Here is a 23,422-nt window from a genome sequence, read left to right as displayed (position 1 = left end):
CCTACCACGGCATGGGATGCCGCGGTGAGGCAGGTCACCGCAGGGCGGCGCGCAGGCGTGCCTCGTCGACCCGCCAGAAGTCGTGGCGTCGCCCGTCGACGAAGGTCACGGGGATCTGCTCGGCATAGCGCCGCCGCAGCTCCGGGTCGTCGTCGACGGACTGCTCCTGCCAGGCCACCCCGAGCTCGCCCGTCACGCGCTCGACGACGGCGCGCGCCTCGTCGCACAGGTGGCAGCCCGCGCGGCCGAGGAGGACGACGCGCGGCGCAGCGCCGGGAGCATCCGGGGGCTTCTCGCTCGTCATGCCGACCACTGTAGGCACGCTCGCGGCACCACACGTCGGGTGCACCACAAAACGTCATCGGGGTCCCATGCGGGGGCGCATTCCGACAGACTGTCCACAATGCGCGCGAACAGGACGTCGGCCCGCCGGCCCCCACCTGTCCTCGCACCGGGAAGGGCCCCGGGGCGGGTGTCGATGACCCCTGCCCGCCCGGCACCCGCCGGCGCCCTCCCGGCGCTCCTCGACCCCCCGGCATACGCCCTGCCGACGTGGCGCTCCGCGCTCGACGCGCTCTGGGCCGCCCTCGCCGACGAGGGGACCGACAGGACCGCGCTGACCCGGCCCGGACCGGGCGCTCGGCGCCACGCCGAGCGCGACGCGGACGAGCAGGCCCGCATCGCGGCGCTCGTCGAGCTCGCCCAGCGCGGTGACAAGGAGGCCTTCGCACAGCTCTACGACATCTATGTCGACACCGTCTTCCGCTACGTCCTCGTCCGCGTCGCCAACCGGGCGCTCGCCGAGGACCTCACGTCCGAGACCTTCCTGCGCGCGATGCGCCGGATCGACTCGTTCACGTGGCAGGGCAAGGACATCGCGGCGTGGTTCGTCACCATCGCGCGCAACCTCATCGCCGACCACGTGAAGTCGGCGAAGTTCCGCTTCGAGGTCGCGACCGCCGACATGCGCGACGCCGACGAGCGCGTCGACGCCCCCGACACCGAGGTGCTGACCCGGCTGCGCGACGAGCGTCTCGTGTCGGCGATCAAGCAGCTGGGTTCCGACCAGGCCGAGTGCATCACCCTGCGCTTCCTCCAGGGACTCAGCCTGGCCGACACGGCCAGGGTGCTCGACAAGTCCGAGGGGGCCGTGAAGCAGCTCCAGCTGCGCGCGACCCGGGCCCTGCGCAAGGCGCTCGAAGGAGTCGAGCTGTGACCCGCGTAACCCGACCGGCCCCCTCGTCGTTCTCATGGCGTAGGGACGGTGCGTGTGGGCCCGGACCGACACTCGGCGCGCTGACCGGCGCGACCGTGGAACGTGTGAACGCAGGTGGCGGGGTGGCAGCGACGACGGTGCTCCGGCCCCTGACGAACGACCCGCACCACCCACCCCTCGCCACACGACTTGTCGTATGCCGTGCCGTGCCGTCCCAGCCGGGGCTGCCGGGTCGGGCGAGGGGCTCCGGCACGCCCTGACGGCACGACCAGCTCGACCGACCAGCTCGACCAGCAGACCAGCACGACCGACCAGCACGACAGACCGACGGACTCGAGAGACGGAGGAGGGACATGGACCTCGGTGCCAACGCCGACGGCGAGCTCCTCCAGCGCGCCCTCGAGGGCGAGGCGGTGTCCGAGCCCGGGATCCTCGAGCTCGTCGCCGTGCTGCACGCCGTGCAGGCCGTCGACCAGGCCGGGCTCGCGCCCCGGGCCGAGTTCGTCTCGGACCTGCGTGCCCGGCTGCTCGCCGACGACGCCACCGCAATGGTGCCCCTCGCTCCCCTCTCTCCCCTCGCGCCCGGCGAGGCGGACGGTGCCGGTGACGGTCCCGGCGAGGGCGGCACGGTCTCGATCCTCCGCGTCGCGGCCAGGCCCCTGAAGTTCATCGCAGCGGCGGCCGCGAGCATCCTCGTCATCGGTGGCGCCCTCGGGTTCGCGTCGCGATCGGCCGTCCCCGGCGACGCCCTCTACGGCGTCAAGCAGCTGCTCGACCGGGCCGCCGTCCAGCTCGCGGGCTCGCGCTACGACGAGGGTGTGACCTACCTCGCGCAGGCGCAGGAGCACATCGCCGACGCCCGCGACCTCATCGACGGCGGCTCGCCGTCGACGCACGACCTCGACACGGCCTACGACGCGGCGACCGACGCGACCGGTCGCGCCCAGACCATCCTCATGGAGGTCTACCGCACGGAGCAGCGCGCCGACGCGCTGACCGAGCTGGCCGACTTCTACACGCGGGCCATTCCCCAGGTCGACGCGATGCGACCGCGGGTGCCCGAAGGCTCGCTCGCGTCCTGGCAGCGTCTGCGCGACCTGCTCGGCGCGGGCCAGGTGGCGACCCTGAGGGAGCTGGCCGCCTGCGGCGTGTGCGGCGACCGAGCCACCGCGGCGAGGCAGGCCCTGGCACGACTGCCCGGCGCGGTCCGCCCCAGCAGCCCGGTGAGCGGCACGTCCGCCCCGGGCACCGTGCCGTCCCGGCCCGGTGCCACGACGACCCCCCGGTCAACGAGTTCGGCTCCCCGGCCGCCGGTGGTCTCGGCGACCGTCCCCGGCGGCGTGTCGGTGCCCGGCATCACCGTCACGGGCGGCGTCACCCTGCCCGGCGGCACCATCAACCTGCCCGGAGTCGGGGTCACGAGCTCGTCGGTCGCCGTCGGCGGTGGCGGGGTCACGCTCCCCGGCGCGACGGTCAGCCTGCCGGGTGTGGGCGTCACCTCCTCGACGATCGGGGTCGGCGGCGGTGGCGTCACCCTGCCCGGCGCGACGATCCCGCTGCCGTCGGTGACCCTCGGCGTCCCCACGGTGCCGTTGCCGCTGCCGACGAAGATCCTGCCCTGACCTGAGGCCGGGACGTCGTCCCACTCCGGCCGGACGACTGCGCATCGGCCGCACCACGACCCACGGCCGGCGGGCGCGTGCGTGGTCGTCGGTCAGAGGAAGACGGACTTGCGCTGCATGAGCAGGCTGTAGAGCGTCTGCTGGATCGTCTCGCGCACCTGGTCGGTGAGGTCGAAGACGAGCATGGGGTCATCGGCGGCGTCGGGGCCGAAGCTCGTCGTCTCGATCGGCGGCCCGAACTCGATGAGCCACTTGCTCGGCAGCGGCACCATGCCGAGGGGGCCGAGCAGCGGGAAGGTCGGCGTGATCGGGGCGTAGGGCAGCCCGAGCAGCCGCGCGACCGCGGGCATGTTGCCGAGGATGGGATAGATCTCCTCGGCCCCGACGATCGACACCGGCACGATCGGCACGCCGGCGCGCAGCGCAGCAGAGACGAACCCGCCCCGGCCGAAGCGCTGCAGCTTGTAGCGCTCGCTGAAGGGCTTGCCGACGCCCTTGAAGCCCTCGGGCCAGACACCGACGAGGGCGCCGCCGCTGAGGAGCCGCTCGGCGTCGGAGTTGGCCGCGAGGGTCGTGCCGGAGCGCCGGGCCATGGTGCCGATGAACGGCATCTGGAAGACGAGGTCGGCCCCCAGCATCCGCAGGTGCCGGTTGCGCGGGTGCTCGTCGTAGACGGCCACCTGCGTCATGAGCGAGTCCATCGCGACGGTGCCGGAGTGGTTGCCCACGACGAGGGCTCCCCCGACGTCGGGGATGTTCTCGATGCCGCGCACCTCGACCCGGAACCACTTCCGGTAGAGCGGACGCAGCAGCGGGAGGTGGACGTTGACGGTGTAGTCCTCGTCGAAGCCGAACTCGTCGACGACGTAGTCGCCCGTGAGGCGGCGCCGGAGGTAGGCGAGGGTCTCGGCGACCTGGCGTTCGACCTCCTCTGCGGGCACGCCGGCCGAGGTCGCGGCGGCGCGCAGCACGTTGACGGCGAGCTCGACGAGCTCGGCCGGGCCGGGCCGCGACTCGGAGGTGAGCTCGGCTCCGTCGAGCACCGCGCCGACGAGCTTCTCGGCCCGCGACTGCAGCCCCGATGTCAGCGCGTGCTCCCAGCCACCACCGTCGCCCGCCGGCGTATGCCGTGTGTCCGGCTCGGCCTCGGAGCGGGCGCTGCGGGCGTGGGTGTCCTCGACCGGCGGGACGGCGCGCAGGCGGGCCGGCTCTCCCGGGGCCGCGCGACGGGGCGAGCGCATCGACGCGCGGCTCGGCCTGGTCCGCGGCGGGGTCGGCTCGGCGGGGAGGGTGTCGGCGGGGTCTCCGGGCTCGGTGATGTCGGCGACCTCGACCGGCTCGTCGGTGTCGGCGGCGCCGGTCTCCCGGGTCGGGGCCTCGTCCCGCGCGGGCCGGGCCTTCGGCGCGCGCGCTGGAGGGGACTCCGGCTCGGTCGGGCCCTCGGTGACGGCTGCCTCGATGAGGTCGTCGGCCACGGAGTCGGAACCCGCTCCGGTCGCGAGCCGGCGCGCGGCGCTGACCTCGACGGGCGCGGTGGGGATGAGGGGCGTGCCGCTGCGTCGACGACGCTCACCGGAGGCGCGGGCCGCACCGGCTGCGAACGCGCCACGGGCCGGCCGGGTCGAGGTCGTGGAGGCGGCCTTCGCCTCCGTGCCCGACGTCGTCGCGGTGGACGCCGTCCTCGGCGTCGTCGTCCTCGCCGTCCTCGGCGTCGCGGTGGACGTCGTCGTCGCCTTCTTCGGCTGTGCCGTCGAGGTCTTCGCGCTCTTCGCCTTTGCCGGCTTGGCCTTCCCCGGCTTCGGCTTCGCCGTCCTGGCGCTCGCGGACGTCGACGGTGCGGACGTGCCCTTCGACGCCGCGGCGTCGGCGGGCTCCGTCGTGTCGGCGGCCTTGCTCGGGTCGGCGCTCACGGCTGGATCCTGTCGAAGACGCGGGAGAGGGCTGCGGCGGTGCCGCCGGCGGCGTCGCTGACGACCTCGCCGACGCCTTCGACGCCGGGCACGGCGGGACGCAGGTGTCGTGCGTAGTCCTCGAACGCCTCGCGCGTGGTGAAGTGCGGCTCGAACTCGAGGACGGAGCGCATCCGGGTCGTGTCGAGCCCGCGGCCGAAGGCGAGGAAGGTCAGCTGGTCGGACGAGAAGTCGGCGAACCCGCTGCGCTTGACGATGTTGCCGATGAGGCCGGCAGCCGACAGGGGCACGGGGACGACCGCGCGACGGGCGATCGCGGTGCACTGCGTCACGGTGAGGAAGCCGTCGCCGGCGACGTTGACGATCCCGGCCGGCGGCCCGGTGGTCGCGAGGATCATGGCGGCCGTCGCGTCGTCCTCGTGGATGAACTGGAACCGGGCGTCGTAGCCGAGCGGGATCGGCACGAGCGGCAGCGCGAAGTAGTCGGTGATGGCGGTGTGGATGCTCGGTCCCACGACGTTGGCCAGGCGCAGCATCGTGATCTCGACGTCGGGCCGACGCCGCGAGAAGCCGCGGACGTAGCCCTCGACCTCGACGGAGTCCTTGCCGAAGCCGGTGCGCGGCAGGGTCTTGGGGTTCATGTCCTCGCTGAACATCGCGGGGTCGCGGGGCGAGGAGCCGTAGACGGCGGCGGAGGACTTCACGACGAGCCGTGAGACCGACTCGGACTTCTGGCACGCGGCGAGCAGCTGCATCGTGCCGATGACGTTGATCTCCTTCTGCGTCACCCGACCGCCGGAGTCCTTGGGCGTCGCGATGACGTTCATGTGCACGACCGTGTCGACCTCGGCCTGCGCCATGATGCGCCCGATCATCGGGTTGCGGATGTCGGCGCGCACGAACTCGGCCCGTCCGATGGAGTGCTTCGGCGGCACGACGTCGACGCCGAGGATGCGCTCGATCGAGGGGTCCGTCGAGAGCCGGCGGGCGTAGAGGCCGCCGAGATAGCGGGACACGCCCGTGACGAGGACGACCTTGGCCATCGGCTCCTCCTGTCGTCGGTCGGTGCGGACGTCGTGCACGTGCGCTGCTCGGGCTGCTCGACGGGTGCGCACGCTGCGGAGGAGTTCTCGCTCCCCCGCCCTCGCAGCCTACCGAGAGCCTGCTCGATCCGTACCCGGCAGGGCGCCGGATGGTCGGATGTGTCGAGGCTCTCGATGGGCCCTCGGTGGCTGTCGGCCCCCGGGAACGCGAACGACCCCCACCGGAGGTGAGGGTCGAGAGCGTGCGGGGCGATGCCGCCGATACACCTGAGCTGGTCAGGTCACTTCTTGTTACGACGCTGGTGGCGCGTCTTGCGCAGCAGCTTGCGGTGCTTCTTCTTCGCCATCCGCTTGCGGCGCTTCTTGATGACAGAACCCATGTTTGTCCTTGTCGTGAGACGTGTCCTCGAACTGAGCTGGTGCCGACCTGCGTCGACACCCCTCGGAGAAGGGTAGGTCGAACTTCACGAGCCGAACAGGCTCACAGGGTAGCGCGTGCGGGCTCCCTACCCCAAAAGCACGTCGACGAGCCCACCTGCGCGAATGCCGAGGGGGCGGCCGGACCGGGTGGTCGCGGCCACCCCCTCGGGTGCGTGGTGACGCTGCTGTCACGCGGTGTCGATGTATGACGTCTGGAGGTACTTGTGCACCGCATCCTCCGGAACCCGGAAGGAGCGGCCGACGCGTACGGCCGGAAGGTCTCCGCCGTGGACGAGTCGGTAGACGGTCATCTTCGACACACGCATGATCGAGGCGACCTCGGCGACGGTCAGAAACCGCACCTCGGCGAGCTGGCGCTCATTCGACATGTGTTACCCCGATCTTCGGTGGGTTTGCACCCGCGCGTCGACGGCTTCCCCTCCGGCGAAACTGCACGCAGGTGCAAGAAGCAACATTAGGGGCAGATGTGACTGGAGGGGAAGCGAACGGAAGAACGAATCGATCACGCGCAACTCGACACGCCGTTGGGACCGCTGTGGATCTCCCGGCCGGTCATGGCTCCAGACGGTGCAGGTCACGCGGGAAGAGCGTCACCTCGCGGATGTTCTCGGCACCCGTCAGCCGCCCGACCCAGCGTTCCAGACCGATGGCGAAGCCGCCGTGCGGAGGCATGCCGTGGGCGAAGGCGTCGAGGTAGCCGGCGAGGACCGACGGGTCGGTGCCGGTGCGCTCGAGGGCCGCGGCGTAGTCCGACGGGCGATGGAGGCGCTGCCCGCCGGTCGTCAGCTCGAGGCCCCGGAAGAGCAGGTCGAAGCTGTTGCTCCACCTCTCGTCGCCCGGCTGCGGGTGCGTGTAGAACGGCCGCTTGCCCATCGGGTAGCCCTCCACGGCAAGGAAGTCCGAGCCGTATGCCGTCTTGGCCCACTCGCTGAGCGCGCGCTCGTGCGCGGGGCTGAGGTCGGGCTCGTCCGGGTCGGCGCCGACCTTCGCGAGGGCGTCGCTGAAGTGGATGACGGGGAACTGCTCCGGCACCTGCGGCAGCTCGACGCCCAGGAGCGCAGCGGCGTCGGCGGCATACTCCCGGATGCCTTCGACCATGCCGGCGATCGCCTCGCGCAGCACCGCGAGCACGTCGTGGTGGTCCCGGATGAAGCCGAGCTCGGCGTCGAGCGAGGTGTACTGCGCGAGGTGGCGCACGGTGTCGTGCGGCTCGGCGCGGAAGACGGGCCCGACCTCGAAGACGCGCTCGAAGACCCCGACGAGCATCTGCTTGTAGAGCTGCGGGCTCTGCGCGAGGTAGGCGGTGCGGCCGAAGTAGTCGACGGTGAAGACGTTGGCTCCCGACTCGGTGGCGGTGCCGACGAGCTTCGGGGTCGCGATCTCGGTGAACTCGAGGCCGCCCAGGGCCGCCCGGAAGCCGCGCATCGACGCGCTCGCGAGCTGCCACGCCGCCCGGTGCCGCGGGTGGCGCAGGGTCACCGCCGCGTGGTCGAGGTGCGTCGGCAGGCCGGCCCCGAAGGTCGGGCGCCACAGCTCGGTCGGCGGCGCGAGCGCCGGCTCGGTGAGCGGGGTGACCACGGGCTCGACGAGCTCGGCACCGCCGGGCGCCGACTCGTTGGTCGAGACGGTCCCGGTCACCTCGACGACGGTCTCCTCGGGCAGACCCGAGAGCTGCTCGACGGTCTCGCGGTCCTTGACGACGACCTGGGCGAGGCCCGAGCGGTCGCGCAGCACGAGGAACGTGACGCTCGCGAGGACGCGGCGCCGGTGGACCCACCCGGCGAGCGTGGCGCGCTCGCCGGAGGGCAGGGACCCGAGGTCCCGCGCGAGCACGCGCGGAGCAGTGGTCGTTGGGGTTGGTTGCATTCCGTTCACCTCCAGAGGGTTGGTGCCCCGGAGGTGTGGGCGATGGGGAATGTCGCTGTGCCACCACACCTTCGCCGCCGCGGATCGCGGACGGCCTCTGGTCGTGCTCGGCTCAGGATCGTCAGGCCCGTCGTCGCCGTGCCGTCATGGTAGGCGCCCCAGCGCCGCAGGACCAACCGGATTGCGATGAGGAACTCGGCACATCCGGCCGAGGCGCCGACGTTGCCTGGACGCAGCGAAGCGAGCGAGGAACGAGCGAGCGAAGCGGAGGAAGGCAACGCCTGACGGGCGCCGAGGCACGCGCCGCAGCGAAGCGAGGCGCAGAAGACTCAGTCGAAGTGGACGTCGAGCCCGTGCAGCGGGAAGACGGCCGTGCGCGTCGCCATGACGGCGCGGTCGACCTCGCTCGCCGGGTCGTAGCCCATCTCCCACGAGCGCCACCAGAGCGGCCCGTCCTCGGCCGTGAGGTCGCCCATGCGATGTGGGCCGGGGCGGCCGAAGACCTGCTCGACGTGCGCGCGCCAGTCCTCGGGGACGGGGGTGCTCGTCGGGATCGGGGCGTGGGCGGCGATGGCGGTGAGGTGCGTCCACGTGCGGGGTACGACGCCGATGACCTCGTAGCCGCCGCCACCGAGGGCCACCCAGCGGCCCTCGCACACCTCGTGCGAGAGGCGGTGGAGCGCGTCGGCCGCGGCCCGCTGGGCGTCGACCGTGACGGCGAAGTGCGCGAGGGGGTCCTCTGCGTGGGTGTCGCACCCGTGCTGGGTGACGAGCACGTCGGGCTTGAAGGCGCGGATGAGCGGCATGGCGACGGCGTGCAGGGCGCGCAGCCAGCCGGCGTCGCTGAGGCCGGGCGGCAGGGCGACGTTGACGGCGGTGCCCTCGGCGTCGGGGCCGCCGATGTCAGTGGGCCAGCCGGTGCCGGGGAAGAGCGCCCGGCCCGTCTCGTGGACCGAGATCGTCAGCACCCGGGGGTCGTCCCAGAAGATCCGCTCGACCCCGTCGCCGTGGTGCACGTCGACGTCGACGTAGGCCACCCGCTCGGCGCCGTGGTCGAGCAGCCACTGGATGCCGACGGCGATGTCGTTGTAGACGCAGAAGCCGCTCGCCTTGCCGCGCATCGCGTGGTGGAGGCCACCCGTGAAGTTCACGGCGTGCTCGGCCTCGCCCTCCCAGACGGCGCGGCAGCTGTCGACCGTGCCCGACACGACCCGGGCGCTCGCGTCGTGCATGTCCCGGAAGGCCGGGTCGTCCTCGGTGCCGAGGCCGTACGCGTCGTCGGCGCCGGAGGGGTCGGTCGAAGCGGCCTTGACCGCGGCGACGTAGTCGTCGTCGTGGACGGTGGCCAGCAGCTCGTCGGCGGCCACCTCGGCACCGACCACCTCGACGCCGTCGACGTCGAAGACCCCGAGGGCGTCGCAGAGCCGGGCCGTGAGGTCCAGGCGCGCGGGCGCCATCGGGTGCGTGGGACCGAAGTCGTACCTCGTGAAGGAGGAGTCCCAGACGACCCGGGCCTGAGTTGGCATGATTGAGACGCTATCGCGGAAACGCGCCACGGACGACGGAGGTAACACCCATGGGCCGCAACCGGCTCTTCGACGACGACGTCATCGTCATCGGGCTGGGACGCTTCGGCTCGGCCGTCGCTCTCGAGCTCACCAAGCTGGGCCACCGGGTCATCGCCGTCGAGCGTGACAACGCCCTCGCCGAGAGCTACGTCAACAAGGTGGCCAAGGTGGTGCACGCCGACATGGCGCAGTCGACGGCGCTCGACATGATCCGCCAGGCGGAGCCGCGGATCGCGATCGTCGGCATCGGCTCGTCCGTCGAGTCGTCGGTCCTCGCGGCAGCCAATCTCGTCGACGCCGGGGTCCCCTCCATCTGGGCCAAGGCCCTCTCGCCCGAGCACAAGCGCATCCTCGACCGCATCGGGGTGCACCACGTCATCTCGCCCGAGGCCGACTCCGGCCGTCGCGTGGCCCACCTCGTCAACGGCAAGATGCTCGACTACATCGAGTTCGACGACGGCTTCGCCATCGTCAAGCTCAAGCCGCCGGCCGAGACGATCGGCTTCACGCTCGAGCAGAGCCAGATCCGGCGCAAGTACGGCGTCACCGTCGTCGGCGTCAAGGCCCCGGGCGAGGACTTCACGTATGCCGTGCCGCAGACGAAGATCTCGGCGCACCACATGCTCATCGTCAGCGGCCCGGTCGAGCTCATCGAGCGGTTCGCCGCCCGCCCCTGACCCGGGAACGACTGCGGCACAGACGAACCCACCGTCCCGAGCGAAGGGGCGGTGGGTTCGTGTCACACATGGCGGCCGGAGCGCGCCGAAGGGTCAGAGGCGCAGCGAGGGTCCGTTGTCGGCGCCGAGCGGCAGGACCATGGCGATCTCCTCCTCGCCGTCCTCCTCGCTGACGACACCCATCGGTCGGCGGTAGTCGGTGGGGCGGAAGCCCATGCCGCTCGCGAAGGCGACGGCGCGGCCGTTCTCGGTGCCGACCCAGTAGACGAGGTGGGAGTGGCCACGCTCGGCGGCGAGCGTGGCACCGTCCTTGACGAGGTGGGTCGCGACGCCGGAGCCCCGGGCCTCCGGACGCACCCACAGGCCGAAGAGCTCGCCGGCGGTGCCGTCGCTCTCCTTGGCGGTGCCGACGCTGACCACGCCGACGGCGACGCCGTCACGCTCGGCCACGAGCCGCGCGGAGCGCTGCATGCGTTCACGCCAGAAGTCCTCGTCGTAGGACGCTTCGTCGTCGACCGAAGCCACGAACGCCTCGGGCGATTCACGCAGTGCGGCGAGGCGGACGGAACGGTAGTCCTCCCAGTCGTCCTCGCCGAGGGGACGCACGGTGATGTCGCTCATGGGTCCACCTTCGCACGACAGGTAGCCGGACCGCACCCGAGGGGCGGTGAACGTTCGGGGGCACGACGGGACCGACTGCCCGACAGGGCGACTCAGAAGCGGTGGACCATCTCGATCTCTCGCAGGTCCGGCCGACGCGGGTGGTCGTGGACCGCGCCGGTGCGCACGAACCCGCACCGCGCGTACAGGGCCTCCGCCGCCGCGTTGGAGCTCGTCACCTCGAGGACTACCTCGGACTTGCCGAGTCGCCTCGCGTGCTCGAGCACGGCCCGGACCAGGGCCTCACCGACGCCGCGACCGCGGGCCTCCGGGGCGACGTACATGCCGAACAGCGTTGCGGTCGTGGCCCGCTCGGGCTCCCAGTGGGAGCCGAGGCCGGCGCTGCCGAGGACGCCCGACGCGTCCCGGGCCTGCACGAGCCAGGCGCCTTCGATCCGCTCGCGCCAGTCGGCCTCGTCGTAGGCGGCCTCGTCGGCATAGGTGAACCAGAAGGCGTCGGGCGCGTCCTGGAGCATCGCCAGGCGGACGTCCCGGTGCGACTCCCAGTCGTCGGGCGAGACGGGGTGCAGGTGCAGGCGCTGGTCGTGGGTGTGCGGCTCGGCCATCACCCCACGATGCCCTCAGACCTGCCCGGACGCCAGCTGTTTCGAGCGGGCCGCCGCGGCCTCGATGGCCGTGACGAAGGCGGCCCGGACCTTGTGGTCGTCGAGCTGGCGCAGCGCCGCCACGGTCGTGCCGCCGGGCGAGCTGACCTGCTCGCGCAGCACCGTCGGGTGCTCCCGGGTCTCCTTGAGCATCGTGGCCGCGCCGTAGAGCGTCTGGACGACGAGCTCGGTGGCCGTGGCGCGCGGCAGCCCGAGCACGACGCCGGCCTCGATCATCGCCTCGACGACGTAGAAGATGTAGGCCGGGCCGCTGCCGGAGATGGCCGTGACGGCGTCGAGGTGCTTCTCGGCGAGCCGGACGACCCGGCCGCACGAGCTGAGCAGCGCCTCGGCCTCGGCAAGATGGTCGTCGGTGCAGTGGCTGCCGGGCGAGATGCCGGCCATGCCCTGGTCGACGAGCGCCGGGGTGTTGGGCATGACGCGGATGACCGACGTGCCCTCGGGCAGGCGGGACTCGAGGAACTCCGTCGTGATGCCGGCGGCCAGCGAGACGACGGCGTTGCCGGGGACCACGTGGTCGTGGATCTCGTCGAGGAGCGCGGCCATGTCCTGCGGCTTGACGCACAGCACGAGCGTGTCGGCGACGTCGGCCGCCTCGGCGTTGGCCAGGACGCGCACGCCGTAGCGCTCGGCGAGCGCGTTGACCTTGTCGGGGGTGCGCCCGGTGACGACGAGGTCGTCGGGCGTGCGCCCCGACCGGATGAGGCCGGAGACGAGGGTCTCGCCCATGACCCCGGCGCCGAAGATGGCCGTCGTCGTCATCGTCCGCCTCCGCTCAGCTCTTGGTCGCGACGCCGCGCAGGAAGAACATGACGTTCGCCGGCTTCTCGGCCATCCGGCGCATGAGGTAGCCGTACCACTCCTGGCCGTACGGGATGTAGACGCGCATCTGGTCGCCGCGGTCGGAGATCCGCTTCTGCTCCTCGGGGCGGATGCCGTAGAGCATCTGGTACTCGAACGACCTGGGGTCGCGACCGGCCTGCCCCGCGAGCGCCCCGGCGATCTCGATGAGCCTGGGGTCGTGCGAGGCCACCATCGGGTAGCCCTCGCCCTGCATGAGGATCTTGAGGCAGCGCACGTAGGACTTGTCGACGTCGGCGCCCGACTGGAAGGCGACCGACTCGGGCTCCTTGTAGGCGCCCTTGCAGAGGCGGACGCGGGAGCCCGCGTGGGCGAGGTCCCGACAGTCGGCCTCGGTGCGGTAGAGGTAGGCCTGGAGCACGGCGCCGACGGTCGGGAAGTCCACACGCAGCTCGCGCAGGGCGTCGAGCGTCAGGTCAGTCGTCGTGTGGTCCTCCATGTCGAGGGTCACGGTCGTGCCGCCCTGCTTGGCCAGCTCGCAGATCTCGCGGGCGTGGTCGAGCGCGATCGCGTTGCCGTCGCCCGGCAGCGCCTGCCCGAGCGCGCTCAGCTTGAGCGAGACCTCGACGGCGCCGCCCTCGGTGAGCCCCTGGTCGCGCAGGGCGGTCAGAAGGGAGAGATAGGCGTCGCGCGTGTGCCGGGCCTGCGCGAGGTCGGTCGTGTCCTCGCCGAGGTAGTCGATCGTCGAGAGGCGGCCGGACGCCGCGATCTCGGAGGCGGCTCCGACGACGTCGGCGCGCTCGGCACCGGGCACGAAGCGCTTGACGACCGAGCGCGACACGGGCGCCTTCTCGATGACGTCTCGGATCTTCTCCTGCTTGGACAGCTGCAGGAGCGAGTTGCGCAGCAGGTCGCTGGCGTCCACGGGGGCCTCCGGGTGGTGCTCGGGATGTCGCTCGGGTGACGGTGGCGGGCGGTGGTGACCGTCCCGCCGGGCAAATCTACCGCCGTCGGGATCCCGCGCCCGCCCGTCCCCTCCGCGGGCCGCCCCCGTGCCGCACGCCGGCTCGTGCGGGGCCATGGGGCAGACTCGCAGCCATGGCTCGACCGACCGCCGCCCGCCGACCCGTGCCCGCCGTCCTCGCGGCCGCTGCCGTGCCGCTCGCGCTCGCCGCGTGCTCCCAGCCGGCCTCGACGTCGCCCACCACCACCCGGGCCGCCGCAGCGACCTCCTCCGACGTCCCGTCGAGCCGGACCACGACCGACGCGCCCCTGACGCCGCCGTCGAGCGTCGCGCCGCCCCGCGTGCACGCCGCGACGGCGGTCGCCTCCTACCTCGGTGACCACGACCTCACCGGGCTGACCCGCACGGACGGCGAGTCGGTGACGGAGGCCGTGCTCACGTCGTGCCCCGGCGGGCCCACCGTGGCCCGGGACGTCGGCCCGACGGCATACGCCCGCGCCTGGGAGGGACCGGGCGGCGTCCGCGCCGACGTCGCCGCGATCACCTACCCCGACCTCCCGGCGGCCGCGAAGGCGGTCGGGCCGCTGCTCGACGCGGCGGCCACCTGCCGGGCGCCCCGGCCGGCCAAGGGCGTCACGACGACCGTCGCCAACCAGCGCCGCGACGTGGCGGAGGGTATGCCGCTGGGCCGGGTCGACGTGACGCGGACGTCCCCGGACGAGACGCGCCACGACTACGTCGGCGTCGTCCAGGTGGGCAACGTGCTCGTGCGGCTCACCTACTCGTCCGTCGACGCGAAGGTCGCGAACGAGAAGGGGTCGACGGCGCTCGCGCTGCTGGCCCGGGACGTCCAGAGGCTCTGATGACCACGACCGACGACGCCGCCCTCTCCGTGCCCGGACCGCTCGGCGTCTCGCTCGACGACCTCGGCGAGGCCCTCGGGGCCGCCGCGACGGTGCTGCGCGCCAACGCGATGGCCGCCGGGCTCGACGCACCCGTCCCGACGTGCCCGGAGTGGACGGTGCTCGACCTCGTCGTCCACCAGGGCATGGTCCACCGCTGGGCCGCTAGCCACCTGCGCGGTGCGCCGGTCGAGCCGGAGCCGCTCGAGCGCGAGGGGCGCGAGTCCGCCGACGTGCTCGGCTGGTTCGACGACGGCGCGACGGCGCTTCTCCAGGCCATCGTCGACGCGCCGGACGACCTCGACGCGGCCGTGTTCCTCAGGGCGGCGCCCGCCCCCCGACTCTTCTGGACGCGCCGGCAGTGCCACGAGACGACGGTCCACGCCGTCGACGCGCTCGGAGCGCGGCTCGGGCGGCCGGCCCGCGCCGACGAGACGTGGATCCGGCCCGCGGTCGCCCTCGACGGCATCGACGAGCTGCTCGTCGGCTTCGTCACCCGCCGGAAGGAGGGCGCGTCGCCCGGCGCGCCGACCCGCCTGCTCGTGCGCCCCGACGACGCCGACGTCGCCTGGCTCGTCGACCTCGACACGGGTCGGCCGGTCCGGACCCGACGGGTCCGGCCGGTGTCCCTCGAGTCCGCCGAGTCCGCAGCGTCCCAGGCCGACCACACCCTGGCCGGAGATCCCGTCGACCTCTACCTGCGCCTCTGGAGCCGCAGCGGCGCGGAGCCGGTCGACGAGCTCGAGCGCTGGTGGCGCGAGACCATCTCGATCGGCTGGTAGCGCCTCCTCCCACGGTCGGCGGCCGGTCTCACTGTCCGCCTTTGACCCCATTGGTCGGACCTTTCCGATGCTTTCAGGAAAAGACCGCCTCGCCCTCTGACGGCCATTTCGTGAAAGCAATTCATGGCCGGAATCCTGCATTCTCCATTGCACGCACGGGCGCGCTCCTACGCTTTTCCTGACCGCGTACGGGGCACGGCCCTCGGGGAACCCACATGGGGGCTGCGAGCTGTCGATCCCTTCCAGGCGAGACGAATTCGCGGCATTCCTCCCATCAGCCAGCTCCAGGCTCTGGACGGCGACGCGGCGGGGGCTCCACGGCGAACGATGTCCGGCGCGCACGGCTGGCGACCTCGACCGGAAATCTGCCGATTTCCCCGCCTTGCTGGAGGAAAGATGAGCATTCATGCATGGGGCGCGTCGGGGCGCGCTCGGAGAACGCGAAGGTCCGTGGTCTCCTTCTTCGCCACGCTCGCCGTCGTCGCGACGAGCTCGCTGGCCGTGACGGTCACGGCCGGCACCGCTCAGGCCGCGTCACCCGGTGACGGCACCGGCTACACGCTCGAAGGCTGCCGCAACAACGGCGGCATCACGCTGCCCAACTCCGGCGGACAGTTCATCTGTCCGGACGCCGCCTACACGACCGGCAACCTCGGCAAGGGCTGGAACGAGCTCGACCTCGTGCCCGGACGGGTGACTCTGTCGGCGGGCAACGCCGCACCGAGCAGCCAGACGATCACCTTCGCGATCGTCGTCGACCGCGAGGACGCCCTGCGGCCGGGCTACGACGTGCTCAGCGCGCCGACCCTCAACACCACTCTCTCGTCGTCCACCGGCTGCTCGGCCTTCAGCTCGACGGCCGAGACCCTCGCCGTGCCGGGCCTGGGGAGCGCCGACAAGTCTCTCTACCGACTTGTCACCGTGAGCAACCTTCCCGACAACACCGACTGCGTCTTCGACTTCTACGCACGGCTCGCACTCGGGTCGCACCTGTACCCCGGCGCCTCGCTCCACTTCAACCTCGGCAACGAACAGCTCGGGACCGCCGGCATCGGCGCCAAGGAGGTCTCGATCCCGGTCAACGAGATCAAGCCGCAGGAGCTGTCGAAGGACATGTCCGCGACCCAGGGCAGCGACCACGTGTGGGACATCGTGAAGTCCCCGACCCCGACCACGGTGCGCTTCACCGACACCTGCACCGGTTCACCGCGCTACGGCCTGCCCGCCTCGGTCACGGTCACCTGGACCAAGCACGCGGCCGCCCCGAGCGGTGACATCACCGTGGTGACCCACGTGTACGCCGAGAACCCGGCCTCCCGGGTCATCACGGTGAACGTCAGCGACCAGATCCGGTCCGGCACCACCGCCATCGGCGCACCGACGACCTCCGGCCCCGTCGACGTACCGGCCAATACGACACAGCTCGTGCTCACGCACCAGACGACGGTCCCGGCCGGCACGACGGACCTCAACGACGTCGCCTCGGCCAGCTACACCGACAAGGTGACGGGTGTCGCGGTCCCGGGGACGACGACCGCGACGGCGAGTGCGACGGTGCAGCTCTCCGGACCGGAGCTCAACCAGAGCGCCGTCATCACCGACGTGGAGTCGATCACCGGTGCCGGGCTCAGCTTCTCGACCGACTCGTTCAGCGGCGCCACCGGATCGTTCGACGGCGGCTACGTCGCCGGCACCCCGACGACCGGCCCCGTGTCGTGGACGTCGGCCGTGCAGAGCGGCTCAGGGTCGGTGACGTTCAGCAAGACGATCTACTCGACGTCCGCCAGCGTCAGCTCCGGCACCCTCTCCGACGTCGCGAGCCTCACCGGCTCGGACGGGTTCACGACGACGGCGAACGCCTCCGTCGACGTCTCGACGCAGGCGAGCGGGCGGATCACGGTCTCCAAGACCGCGAGCCTGTCCATCGCCCAGGCGCTGACGTTCACCTTCCACCTGCTCAAGGGCGGCGTGGGCACCGGTGACACGGCGACGGTGAGCCTTCCGGCCGGCTCGACGGGACCGGTCAGCTCCAACACGATCTCCAACCTCGCCGTGACCGGCTCGTACGCGTTCCACGAGGACGCCACGGCGCCGTATGCGGCACAGGACACCGCAGCGCAGTCGTTCGCGCTCGTCGCCGGTGACCCCAGCACGTGCGCGCTGACCTTCACGGTCACCAACCGTGCCCCGGGTGCCTCGGCGCGGGTCAAGAAGGACACCGTGCCCGCCAGCGGCGGCAGCTGGACATTCACGCTCACGGGTCCGGGCGGCTTCAGCGAGACGCTGACGAACGTCGCAGCCGGCAGTGGCTACGCGGCATTCTCCAGCCCCCTCACCACCGACGGTGGGACGTACACGATTACCGAGACGCAGCAGGCGGGCTACGACCTCACCGGCCTGACGGGCGACTTCGGCGGCTCCGCCGCGAGGGTAACGACGGACAAGCCGGCGCGGACGTGCTCGTTCACGCTCGACCTGACCACCGACAGCGGCAAGGTGCTGTCGTGTGCGTACGTCAACACGCTACGAGGGCGCATCGTGATCAAGAAGCTGACCGACCCGTCCGGGTCGACCCAGTCCTTCCCGTTCACGACGTCCTACAGCGCGGGCTTCTCGCTCACCGACGGGCAGAGCAACACCTCCGCCCTGCTCGTCCCGGGGACCTACTCCGCGACCGAGATCACGCCCGCGGGCTGGGACCTCACCGGAGCCTCGTGCGACGACGGCAGCACGGTCGGCGCCATCGGGCTGCAGGCCGGCGAGACGGTCACCTGCACCTTCACGAACACGCAGCGCGGCCGGATCATCATCGTCAAGCAGACCGACCCCGACGGGTCGACCCAGCAGTTCACGTTCGACCCGAGCTACGCAGCCGACTTCCAGCTGCGTGACGGCGAGAGCAACGACTCCGCGTTCCTCCAGCCGGGTGACTACTCCGTCGGCGAGACCGAGCCCAACGGGTGGGACCTGACGAGCGCGACCTGCAGCGACGGCAGCACCGTGGACGCCATCCACCTGCAGTCCGGCGAGGTCGTGACGTGCACATTCACGAACCGGCAGCGCGGCAGCATCATCGTCCAGAAGGTCACCCAGCCGAGCTCGTCGGTACAGCAGTTCACCTTCACCGGTGACGCAGCCGGCACGATCGGCAACGGCGGGACGATCACGACGTTCAACCTCGTGCCGGGGACGTACACGTCGACCGAGTCGGTCGTGACCGGCTGGGACCTGATCAGCATCAGCTGTGACGACGCGGCGAGTGCGACGGTGAGCTCCGGCAGCCTCTCGCTGGCCAGGGCGACCTTCAGGCTCGACGCGGGCGAGACCGTCAAGTGCACGTTCACCAACCGCGAGCGCGGCCACGTGAGGCTCGTCAAGACGGTCGACGGCGCTGCGCCGTCGGGCAGCCAGGCGTTCACCTTCCAGCTGCGCCAAGGCGCCTCGGCGGTGGCCGTCGGCACCACCCTGGAGTCCGGTGTGGCCAACGCGGCCAACGGCGGCAACGTCTCGTTCGCGACGAACCTCGTCCCGGGCCAGACCTACCAGTTCTGCGAGATCGTCATGCCGGGCTGGACGTCGACCCTGGGCACGTTCGTGCCGGACAGCTTCATCCCGCCGGACGGCGCCACACCGAACCCGAACGTCGACAACAGCATCGTCTGCGTCAACTTCTCGGTGAGCGCCGGCGAGACGAAGACCTTCACGGTCGTCAACTCGCCTCCGCCGGGTGGGCGTGCCCTCACCATCGGGTTCTGGAAGAACTGGGCATCGTGCGCGTCGTCGAAGGGCGGCCAGAAGCCGGTCCTCGACCAGGTGCTCGCGACCTTCCCGATCGCCACGGGCCAGTCGACCCACGGCGTCTTCATGGGCAAGCTCTACGTCGACACGTGCTCCGAGGCCGTGGCACTGCTCAACAAGAGCACGTTGACGGGCAAGAAGATGTCGAGCGACCCGCTGTTCAACATGGCTGCGCAGCTGATGGCCGCCGTGCTGAACTTCCAGGCGGGCTCCGGCAAGTGCGCGGCAGCCATCACCGCCGTGAACCAGGCCCAGGCCCTGCTCGACAAGTACGGCTTCACCGGCAACGGCTACGCGCCGAAGCTGCTCAGCGCGGACGCCTCGCTGGCCAACCAGCTGGCGACGACGCTTGACCGCTACAACAACAACCTCCTCTGCTGACCTGACCCGTCGAGAGGACAGGAGGGCCGGGCACCACCCGGCCCTCCCGCTGTCCCTCGCCACCCGCCTGCGGCAGACTGCGTCGACGACACCGGGCCTCGACGGGGGCCCACGTCCTCCGACGAAGGAGCCGGTATGCCGCAGGAGCCGTTCGGGCGCCTCGCACAGTCAGCCATCTACCGGGCCGGCGCCTTCGGCCGCCGACCGTCGGTCCCCACCAACGGCACGCAGCTCGAGGCGGCGGCCCGGAAGGTCATGTCGAGGCGTGGGTTCGCCTACGTCGCAGGGTCGGCCGGCTCCGAGGCGAGCGCCGACGCCAACGTCGCGGCCTTCGCCCGGTGGCGCGTCGTGCCCCGGATGCTCGTTGACACGACCGAGCGTGACACCTCCGTCGAGCTCTTCGGCCGACGGCACGAGAGCCCCTTCCTCGTCGCGCCGGTCGGGGTGCTGTCGGTGGCCGACGACGAGGCCGACCTCGCCGTCGCTCGCGGCGCCCGGGAGCAGCACGTCACCCAGATCCTGAGCACGCAGGCGTCGGTGCCGATGGAGGACGTCGCCCGTGCCCTCGCCGGCTCCGGGCACTGGTACCAGCTCTACTGGAGCAGCGACGACGATCTCGTCGAGAGCCTCGTCGCCCGTGCCGAGTCGTGCGGCAGCGACGCACTCGTCGTGACCCTCGACACGGCATACCTCGGGTGGCGTCCCCGCGACCTCGACCTCGGGCACCTGCCGTTCGCCCGCGGCGAGGGCATCGCGCAGTACACGTCGGACCCCGTCTTCCAGCGGCTCGTCCGAGAGCGGGTTGCGGCCGCCGGGCCGACGGTCCGGCAGCGGCCCACCCCCGCGGCCGTCGCGACGCTCGTGTCGATGAGCCGCAACCACCCCGGCGACACCCGCCACAACCTCACGGCACCCGAGCCGCGCGCGGCCGTCGAGACGTTCCTCGACGTCTTCAGCCGACCCTCGCTGACGTGGGACGACCTGCCGAGACTGCGGGCCATGACGAGCCTGCCGATCGTGCTCAAGGGGATCCTGCACCCTGACGACGCCCGACGCGCCGTCGACGCCGGGGTCGACGGCGTCTACGTCTCCAACCACGGCGGTCGCCAGGTCGACCGGTCGGTGGCCGCCCTCGACGCCCTCCCCGGCGTCGTCGGGGCCGTGCGCGGTGCGGGATCGGATGCGCCGGTGATCTTCGACAGCGGGATCCGTTGCGGCGCAGACGCGTTCGTCGCGCTCGCCCTGGGCGCGACGACCGTCGGCATCGGGCGACCACACGTCTACGGTCTGGCCCTCGCCGGCGCCGACGGGGTGTCGGAGGTGCTGCGCAACCTGCGCGCCGAGCTCGACCTCCAGCTGGCGCTCACGGGATGCACGTCGCTCGCCGACCTCACCCCCGATCGGCTGGCGCCCGCCCCCTGACACCGTCGAGAGGCCATGTGTTGGCGCCGGGCGATCATCGAGAGGCCACTTCTCGCCGCCTGGAACCGGGTCGACGCCGTCGGGGTTCTTCCCGGAGGATCGGGTCATGCCAGCCCTCGACCATCTGACCCGCGACGCCTACCCGAAGTCGAACGGCTACGACGCGAAGTGGCTCGTCGACCTCGACATGGGCCCGCACCCGCTGTGGCTGCTCGAGGACCTCGCCGCCGACCTCGACCTGCGCCCGGGCATGCGCGTGCTCGACCTCGGCTCGGGACTCGGGGCGACATCGGTCTTCCTCGCCAGGGAGTACGGCGTCAGCGTCGTGGCCGCCGACCTGTGGGTCGACCCGACCGAGGCCGCCGCGGTCTTCCGCAAGGAAGGCGTCGACGACCGCGTCCTCGCGGTGCGGGTCGACGCGCACGCGCTCCCCTTCGGCCGCGGCTCCTTCGACGCCATTGTCAGCATCGACGCGTGGGAGTACTTCGGTACCGGCGACCACTACCCGCCTTACCTCGCGACGTTCCTCAGGCCGGGCGGCCAGCTCGGTGTCGCGACACCCGCCCTCACGACCGAGGTGCGCGAGCTCGGCGAGATCCCCGAGCACATCGACCGCGTCGTCGGCGCCGAGTCCGCCGCGTGGCACACCGCCGACTGGCTTCGCAGCCAGTGGGAGTTCAGCCGCGCCTTCGCGGCCGTCACGGCCCGCAACCAGCCGGACGCGTGCGCGAACTGGCTGCTGTGGGAACGTGCTGTCATGGAGCTCAAGGGTCAGGCCACCTCGCCGGTGCAGGGGATGCTCGAGGCCGACGGCGGCGCGTTCGTCACGTTCGCGCTCGTCACCGGGAGGGTCGCATGAGCCTCGATGCCACCGACCTCGTGCACCTGCGTCGAGCCGTCGAGCTCGCCCGTCTGGCCCTGGAGCGGGGGGACGAGCCGTTCGGCTCCGTCCTCGTGTCGGGCGAGGGCAAGGTGCTCTTCGAGGACCACAACCACGTCGTCGCGCTCGAGGCCACCCAGCACCCCGAGTTCGCCATCGCCCGCTGGGCAGGCGCCCACCTGACCGCGCCGGAGCGGGCCGCCGCCACCGTCTACACCTCCGGCGAGCACTGCCCCATGTGCTCGGCCGCGCACGCCTGGGTCGGCCTCGGCCGGATCGCGTATGCCGTGAGCTCGGCACAGCTGACCGCGTGGCGGTCGTCGTGGGGCTCGGCCCCGTCACCGGTAGCTGCACTGTCGATCCACGACGTCGTGCCGGGCGCGGTCGTCGACGGTCCGGCCCCCGAGCTCGAGGCCGAGGTCCGCGACCTCCACGACCGCTTCGCCCACCGTCACCCCTGACCCAGCCACCCGGCATACGCCGGGATGCACCAACCCAAACCACCCCGCCCGCCCCAACCCGCCCGCACTTTCGGGGGCCGCGGCCCTCAAACCGTCGGGTTAGGGCCCGAAACCCGCACTTTCGGGGGCCGCGGCCCTCAAACCGTCGGGATAGGACCCAAGACCCGCACCTTCAGGGGCCGCGGCCCTCAAACCGTTGGGGCTGTGGAGAGCGCGAGCAGGGGCCCCGGCTCCTGGGAGATGGTCGGGCCATGACCCTGAACGAGGGACGGCCGTTTCTCCGGTCCGAGGCGAGGCACCTGACGGACGGCCGGCTGCGCCGCGACTACCGCCCGCTCTTCCACGGGGTCTACGTCAGGCGCCGGAGCCCGGTCGGGGACATCGAGCTGGCCGAGGCCGCCCTGAAGGTGGCCGAGCCGGGCAGCTATGTCTCACACCAAACGGCTGCCCGGCTGCTCGGTGCCGTGGTGCCCGACGATCCCGACGTCCACGTCACCTCCCGGCGTCACCGGGTCAGGGGGGAAGGCCTCGCCGGCCACCGGGCGAAGGTGGTGCAGCAGGTCGTGCCGTGGCGCGGGATCCGGATGACGTCACCAGTGCAGACCTTCCTCGACCTCGCCCACTGCCTGGCGCTCGTCGACCTCGTCGTCCTCGGGGACTCGCTCGTGCGACGGAAGCGCACGTCACCCGAGCAGCTCGTGTCGGCGACCCGCGACCATCGGGGCCCGTTCTCCCGTTTGGCCCGTCGTGCAGCGGCGCTCGTCCGGGCGGGCGTCGACTCGCCGATGGAGACCCGACTGCGGCTGCTCATCGTCCTCGCCGGACTTCCCGAGCCAGAGGTGGACCACCGGGTGCACGACGAGGCCGGCACGCTGCTGCGGCGCTACGACCTCGCCTACCTGCCGTTCCCGCTCATCATCGAGTACGACGGCCGACAGCACGCCGAGTCGGACGAGCAGTGGCTCGGTGACATCGGTCGCGACGAGACCCTCGACGACGAGCGGATCCGCCGGCTCGTCATCGTGTCGCGCGACCTCTACTCGACACCGGCCGCGACGCTCGCGCGCATCACCAAGGCCATGCGCGCGGCCGGGATGGCCGTGCCGCGGATGCGCGACGACTGGCGCCGACACTTCCCGAGCAGACCCGGCGACCTCGCCGTCCCGGCCTGACCCGGCCTGACCCGGCCTCGGGGACCCGCCCGACACGGGTGCGAAACGCGCCCGCAACAGTGCGGGCGGACACTGGACGGGTACGACACGGCATACGCAAGGACCACGACACGCCTCACGGCATCTGTCCGCTCACGGCGAACAGCGGCCGAACCTGAGCCGATCACGCTCAGGATGGGGAACAGGAGGGACACCGCCGGCGTTGGTCGGGGTGTGCTCGTCCACAGCGG

21 protein-coding genes are annotated in these 23,422 nt (G+C 71.9%); 10 read left to right on the top strand and 11 right to left on the bottom strand.

The genetic code is table 11. From position 1 onward, the window contains the following. Positions 1 to 34 precede the first annotated feature (34 nt). Positions 35 to 304 carry a glutaredoxin family protein gene (locus ACSSS0_RS15290; RefSeq protein WP_487228664.1) on the bottom strand — a complete coding sequence of 90 codons (270 nt, stop codon included), beginning with the start codon at positions 302 to 304 and terminating at the stop codon, positions 35 to 37. Positions 305 to 478: 174 nt separating this feature from the next. On the opposite strand from ACSSS0_RS15290, the gene ACSSS0_RS15285 reads away from it, so the two are divergent. Both ACSSS0_RS15285 and ACSSS0_RS15280 read left to right on the top strand, forming a co-directional pair. Further along, entirely contained in the window at positions 479 to 1,216 is a 738-nt protein-coding gene (locus ACSSS0_RS15285) for an RNA polymerase sigma factor (RefSeq protein WP_487228663.1), read from the top strand. A gap of 353 nt (positions 1,217 to 1,569) precedes the next feature. After that, positions 1,570 to 2,838, top strand: a complete 1,269-nt coding sequence (locus tag ACSSS0_RS15280; RefSeq protein ID WP_487228662.1) for a hypothetical protein — start codon at positions 1,570 to 1,572, stop codon at positions 2,836 to 2,838. Positions 2,839 to 2,930: 92 nt separating this feature from the next. On the opposite strand, the gene ACSSS0_RS15275 is transcribed toward ACSSS0_RS15280, so the two are convergent. From ACSSS0_RS15275 to ACSSS0_RS15250, 6 genes are all read right to left on the bottom strand, one after another. After that, on the bottom strand, positions 2,931 to 4,748 hold the full coding sequence (locus tag ACSSS0_RS15275) for a lysophospholipid acyltransferase family protein (RefSeq protein ID WP_487228661.1): 1,818 nt from the start codon (positions 4,746 to 4,748) through the stop codon (positions 2,931 to 2,933). After that, on the bottom strand, positions 4,745 to 5,791 hold the full coding sequence (locus ACSSS0_RS15270; RefSeq protein ID WP_487228660.1) for an NAD-dependent epimerase/dehydratase family protein: 1,047 nt from the start codon (positions 5,789 to 5,791) through the stop codon (positions 4,745 to 4,747). Before ACSSS0_RS15270 ends, ACSSS0_RS15275 begins: the two co-directional genes overlap by 4 nt. 281 nt (positions 5,792 to 6,072) lie before the next feature. Continuing rightward, positions 6,073 to 6,171, bottom strand: coding sequence for a 30S ribosomal protein bS22 (locus tag ACSSS0_RS15265; protein ID WP_003792170.1), 99 nt, complete (start codon positions 6,169 to 6,171; stop codon positions 6,073 to 6,075). A gap of 228 nt (positions 6,172 to 6,399) precedes the next feature. Then, complete coding sequence (locus ACSSS0_RS15260) at positions 6,400 to 6,600, bottom strand: helix-turn-helix domain-containing protein (protein ID WP_020145054.1); 201 nt, start codon at positions 6,598 to 6,600, stop codon at positions 6,400 to 6,402. Between the two features lie 184 nt (positions 6,601 to 6,784). After that, positions 6,785 to 8,098, bottom strand: a complete 1,314-nt coding sequence (gene aspS / locus ACSSS0_RS15255; protein WP_487228659.1) for an aspartate--tRNA(Asn) ligase — start codon at positions 8,096 to 8,098, stop codon at positions 6,785 to 6,787. Positions 8,099 to 8,427: 329 nt separating this feature from the next. Beyond that, positions 8,428 to 9,624, bottom strand: a complete 1,197-nt coding sequence (locus ACSSS0_RS15250) for an acetoin utilization protein AcuC (RefSeq protein WP_435987094.1) — start codon at positions 9,622 to 9,624, stop codon at positions 8,428 to 8,430. A 50-nt stretch (positions 9,625 to 9,674) separates the two neighbouring features. On the opposite strand from ACSSS0_RS15250, the gene ACSSS0_RS15245 reads away from it, so the two are divergent. After that, the gene (locus ACSSS0_RS15245) at positions 9,675 to 10,343 is read left to right on the top strand and encodes a potassium channel family protein (protein WP_487228658.1); all 669 of its coding nucleotides are present in this window, start codon (positions 9,675 to 9,677) and stop codon (positions 10,341 to 10,343) included. A 93-nt stretch (positions 10,344 to 10,436) separates the two neighbouring features. On the opposite strand, the gene ACSSS0_RS15240 is transcribed toward ACSSS0_RS15245, so the two are convergent. The 4 genes from ACSSS0_RS15240 to ACSSS0_RS15225 all read right to left on the bottom strand — a co-directional run bounded on the left by ACSSS0_RS15240 (position 10,437) and on the right by ACSSS0_RS15225 (position 13,355). After that, complete coding sequence (locus tag ACSSS0_RS15240) at positions 10,437 to 10,964, bottom strand: GNAT family N-acetyltransferase (protein WP_435987096.1); 528 nt, start codon at positions 10,962 to 10,964, stop codon at positions 10,437 to 10,439. Between the two features lie 92 nt (positions 10,965 to 11,056). Further along, positions 11,057 to 11,569 carry a GNAT family N-acetyltransferase gene (locus tag ACSSS0_RS15235; protein WP_435987097.1) on the bottom strand — a complete coding sequence of 171 codons (513 nt, stop codon included), beginning with the start codon at positions 11,567 to 11,569 and terminating at the stop codon, positions 11,057 to 11,059. A 15-nt stretch (positions 11,570 to 11,584) separates the two neighbouring features. Further along, positions 11,585 to 12,391 carry a pyrroline-5-carboxylate reductase gene (proC, locus tag ACSSS0_RS15230; RefSeq protein WP_435987098.1) on the bottom strand — a complete coding sequence of 269 codons (807 nt, stop codon included), beginning with the start codon at positions 12,389 to 12,391 and terminating at the stop codon, positions 11,585 to 11,587. 13 nt (positions 12,392 to 12,404) lie between these two features. Then, entirely contained in the window at positions 12,405 to 13,355 is a 951-nt protein-coding gene (locus tag ACSSS0_RS15225) for a proline dehydrogenase family protein (RefSeq protein ID WP_435987099.1), read from the bottom strand. A gap of 173 nt (positions 13,356 to 13,528) precedes the next feature. On the opposite strand from ACSSS0_RS15225, the gene ACSSS0_RS15220 reads away from it, so the two are divergent. The 7 genes from ACSSS0_RS15220 to ACSSS0_RS15190 all read left to right on the top strand — a co-directional run bounded on the left by ACSSS0_RS15220 (position 13,529) and on the right by ACSSS0_RS15190 (position 23,192). After that, complete coding sequence (locus ACSSS0_RS15220) at positions 13,529 to 14,257, top strand: hypothetical protein (RefSeq protein WP_487228657.1); 729 nt, start codon at positions 13,529 to 13,531, stop codon at positions 14,255 to 14,257. Continuing rightward, positions 14,257 to 15,078 carry a maleylpyruvate isomerase N-terminal domain-containing protein gene (locus tag ACSSS0_RS15215; RefSeq protein WP_487228656.1) on the top strand — a complete coding sequence of 274 codons (822 nt, stop codon included), beginning with the start codon at positions 14,257 to 14,259 and terminating at the stop codon, positions 15,076 to 15,078. The genes ACSSS0_RS15220 and ACSSS0_RS15215 overlap by 1 nt, the downstream gene beginning before the upstream one ends. 450 nt (positions 15,079 to 15,528) lie before the next feature. Continuing rightward, complete coding sequence (locus tag ACSSS0_RS15210) at positions 15,529 to 19,257, top strand: prealbumin-like fold domain-containing protein (protein ID WP_487228655.1); 3,729 nt, start codon at positions 15,529 to 15,531, stop codon at positions 19,255 to 19,257. Between the two features lie 135 nt (positions 19,258 to 19,392). After that, entirely contained in the window at positions 19,393 to 20,679 is a 1,287-nt protein-coding gene (locus ACSSS0_RS15205) for a lactate 2-monooxygenase (RefSeq protein ID WP_487228654.1), read from the top strand. A gap of 106 nt (positions 20,680 to 20,785) precedes the next feature. Beyond that, positions 20,786 to 21,538, top strand: coding sequence for an SAM-dependent methyltransferase (locus tag ACSSS0_RS15200; protein ID WP_487228653.1), 753 nt, complete (start codon positions 20,786 to 20,788; stop codon positions 21,536 to 21,538). Further along, positions 21,535 to 22,020, top strand: a complete 486-nt coding sequence (locus ACSSS0_RS15195; protein WP_487228652.1) for a nucleoside deaminase — start codon at positions 21,535 to 21,537, stop codon at positions 22,018 to 22,020. The genes ACSSS0_RS15200 and ACSSS0_RS15195 overlap by 4 nt, the downstream gene beginning before the upstream one ends. A gap of 251 nt (positions 22,021 to 22,271) precedes the next feature. After that, complete coding sequence (locus ACSSS0_RS15190) at positions 22,272 to 23,192, top strand: hypothetical protein (RefSeq protein WP_487228651.1); 921 nt, start codon at positions 22,272 to 22,274, stop codon at positions 23,190 to 23,192. Positions 23,193 to 23,422: the final 230 nt, after the last annotated feature.

It is taken from the genome of Terrabacter sp. R4-6, assembly GCF_057529065.1.
The sequence above is the reverse complement of the archived record's forward strand: the minus strand, read 5'-3'. Positions and strand labels throughout refer to the sequence as shown.

Bases quoted from the DNA above. Each gene is read 5' to 3' on its own strand.
- ACSSS0_RS15190 (WP_487228651.1), top strand. From the start codon at position 22,272: ATGACCCTGAACGAGGGACGGCCGTTTCTCCGGTCCGAGGCGAGGCAC.
- ACSSS0_RS15220 (WP_487228657.1), top strand. From the start codon at position 13,529: ATGGCTCGACCGACCGCCGCCCGCCGACCCGTGCCCGCCGTCCTCGCG.
- ACSSS0_RS15260 (WP_020145054.1), bottom strand. From the start codon at position 6,600: ATGTCGAATGAGCGCCAGCTCGCCGAGGTGCGGTTTCTGACCGTCGCC.
- ACSSS0_RS15270 (WP_487228660.1), bottom strand. From the start codon at position 5,791: ATGGCCAAGGTCGTCCTCGTCACGGGCGTGTCCCGCTATCTCGGCGGC.
- ACSSS0_RS15205 (WP_487228654.1), top strand. From the start codon at position 19,393: ATGCCGCAGGAGCCGTTCGGGCGCCTCGCACAGTCAGCCATCTACCGG.
- ACSSS0_RS15245 (WP_487228658.1), top strand. From the start codon at position 9,675: ATGGGCCGCAACCGGCTCTTCGACGACGACGTCATCGTCATCGGGCTG.
- ACSSS0_RS15290 (WP_487228664.1), bottom strand. From the start codon at position 304: ATGACGAGCGAGAAGCCCCCGGATGCTCCCGGCGCTGCGCCGCGCGTC.
- ACSSS0_RS15285 (WP_487228663.1), top strand. From the start codon at position 479: ATGACCCCTGCCCGCCCGGCACCCGCCGGCGCCCTCCCGGCGCTCCTC.
- ACSSS0_RS15265 (WP_003792170.1), bottom strand. From the start codon at position 6,171: ATGGGTTCTGTCATCAAGAAGCGCCGCAAGCGGATGGCGAAGAAGAAG.
- ACSSS0_RS15200 (WP_487228653.1), top strand. From the start codon at position 20,786: ATGCCAGCCCTCGACCATCTGACCCGCGACGCCTACCCGAAGTCGAAC.
- ACSSS0_RS15195 (WP_487228652.1), top strand. From the start codon at position 21,535: ATGAGCCTCGATGCCACCGACCTCGTGCACCTGCGTCGAGCCGTCGAG.
- ACSSS0_RS15235 (WP_435987097.1), bottom strand. From the start codon at position 11,569: ATGGCCGAGCCGCACACCCACGACCAGCGCCTGCACCTGCACCCCGTC.
- ACSSS0_RS15280 (WP_487228662.1), top strand. From the start codon at position 1,570: ATGGACCTCGGTGCCAACGCCGACGGCGAGCTCCTCCAGCGCGCCCTC.
- ACSSS0_RS15250 (WP_435987094.1), bottom strand. From the start codon at position 9,624: ATGCCAACTCAGGCCCGGGTCGTCTGGGACTCCTCCTTCACGAGGTAC.
- ACSSS0_RS15240 (WP_435987096.1), bottom strand. From the start codon at position 10,964: ATGAGCGACATCACCGTGCGTCCCCTCGGCGAGGACGACTGGGAGGAC.
- aspS (WP_487228659.1), bottom strand. From the start codon at position 8,098: ATGCAACCAACCCCAACGACCACTGCTCCGCGCGTGCTCGCGCGGGAC.
- proC (WP_435987098.1), bottom strand. From the start codon at position 12,391: ATGACGACGACGGCCATCTTCGGCGCCGGGGTCATGGGCGAGACCCTC.
- ACSSS0_RS15215 (WP_487228656.1), top strand. From the start codon at position 14,257: ATGACCACGACCGACGACGCCGCCCTCTCCGTGCCCGGACCGCTCGGC.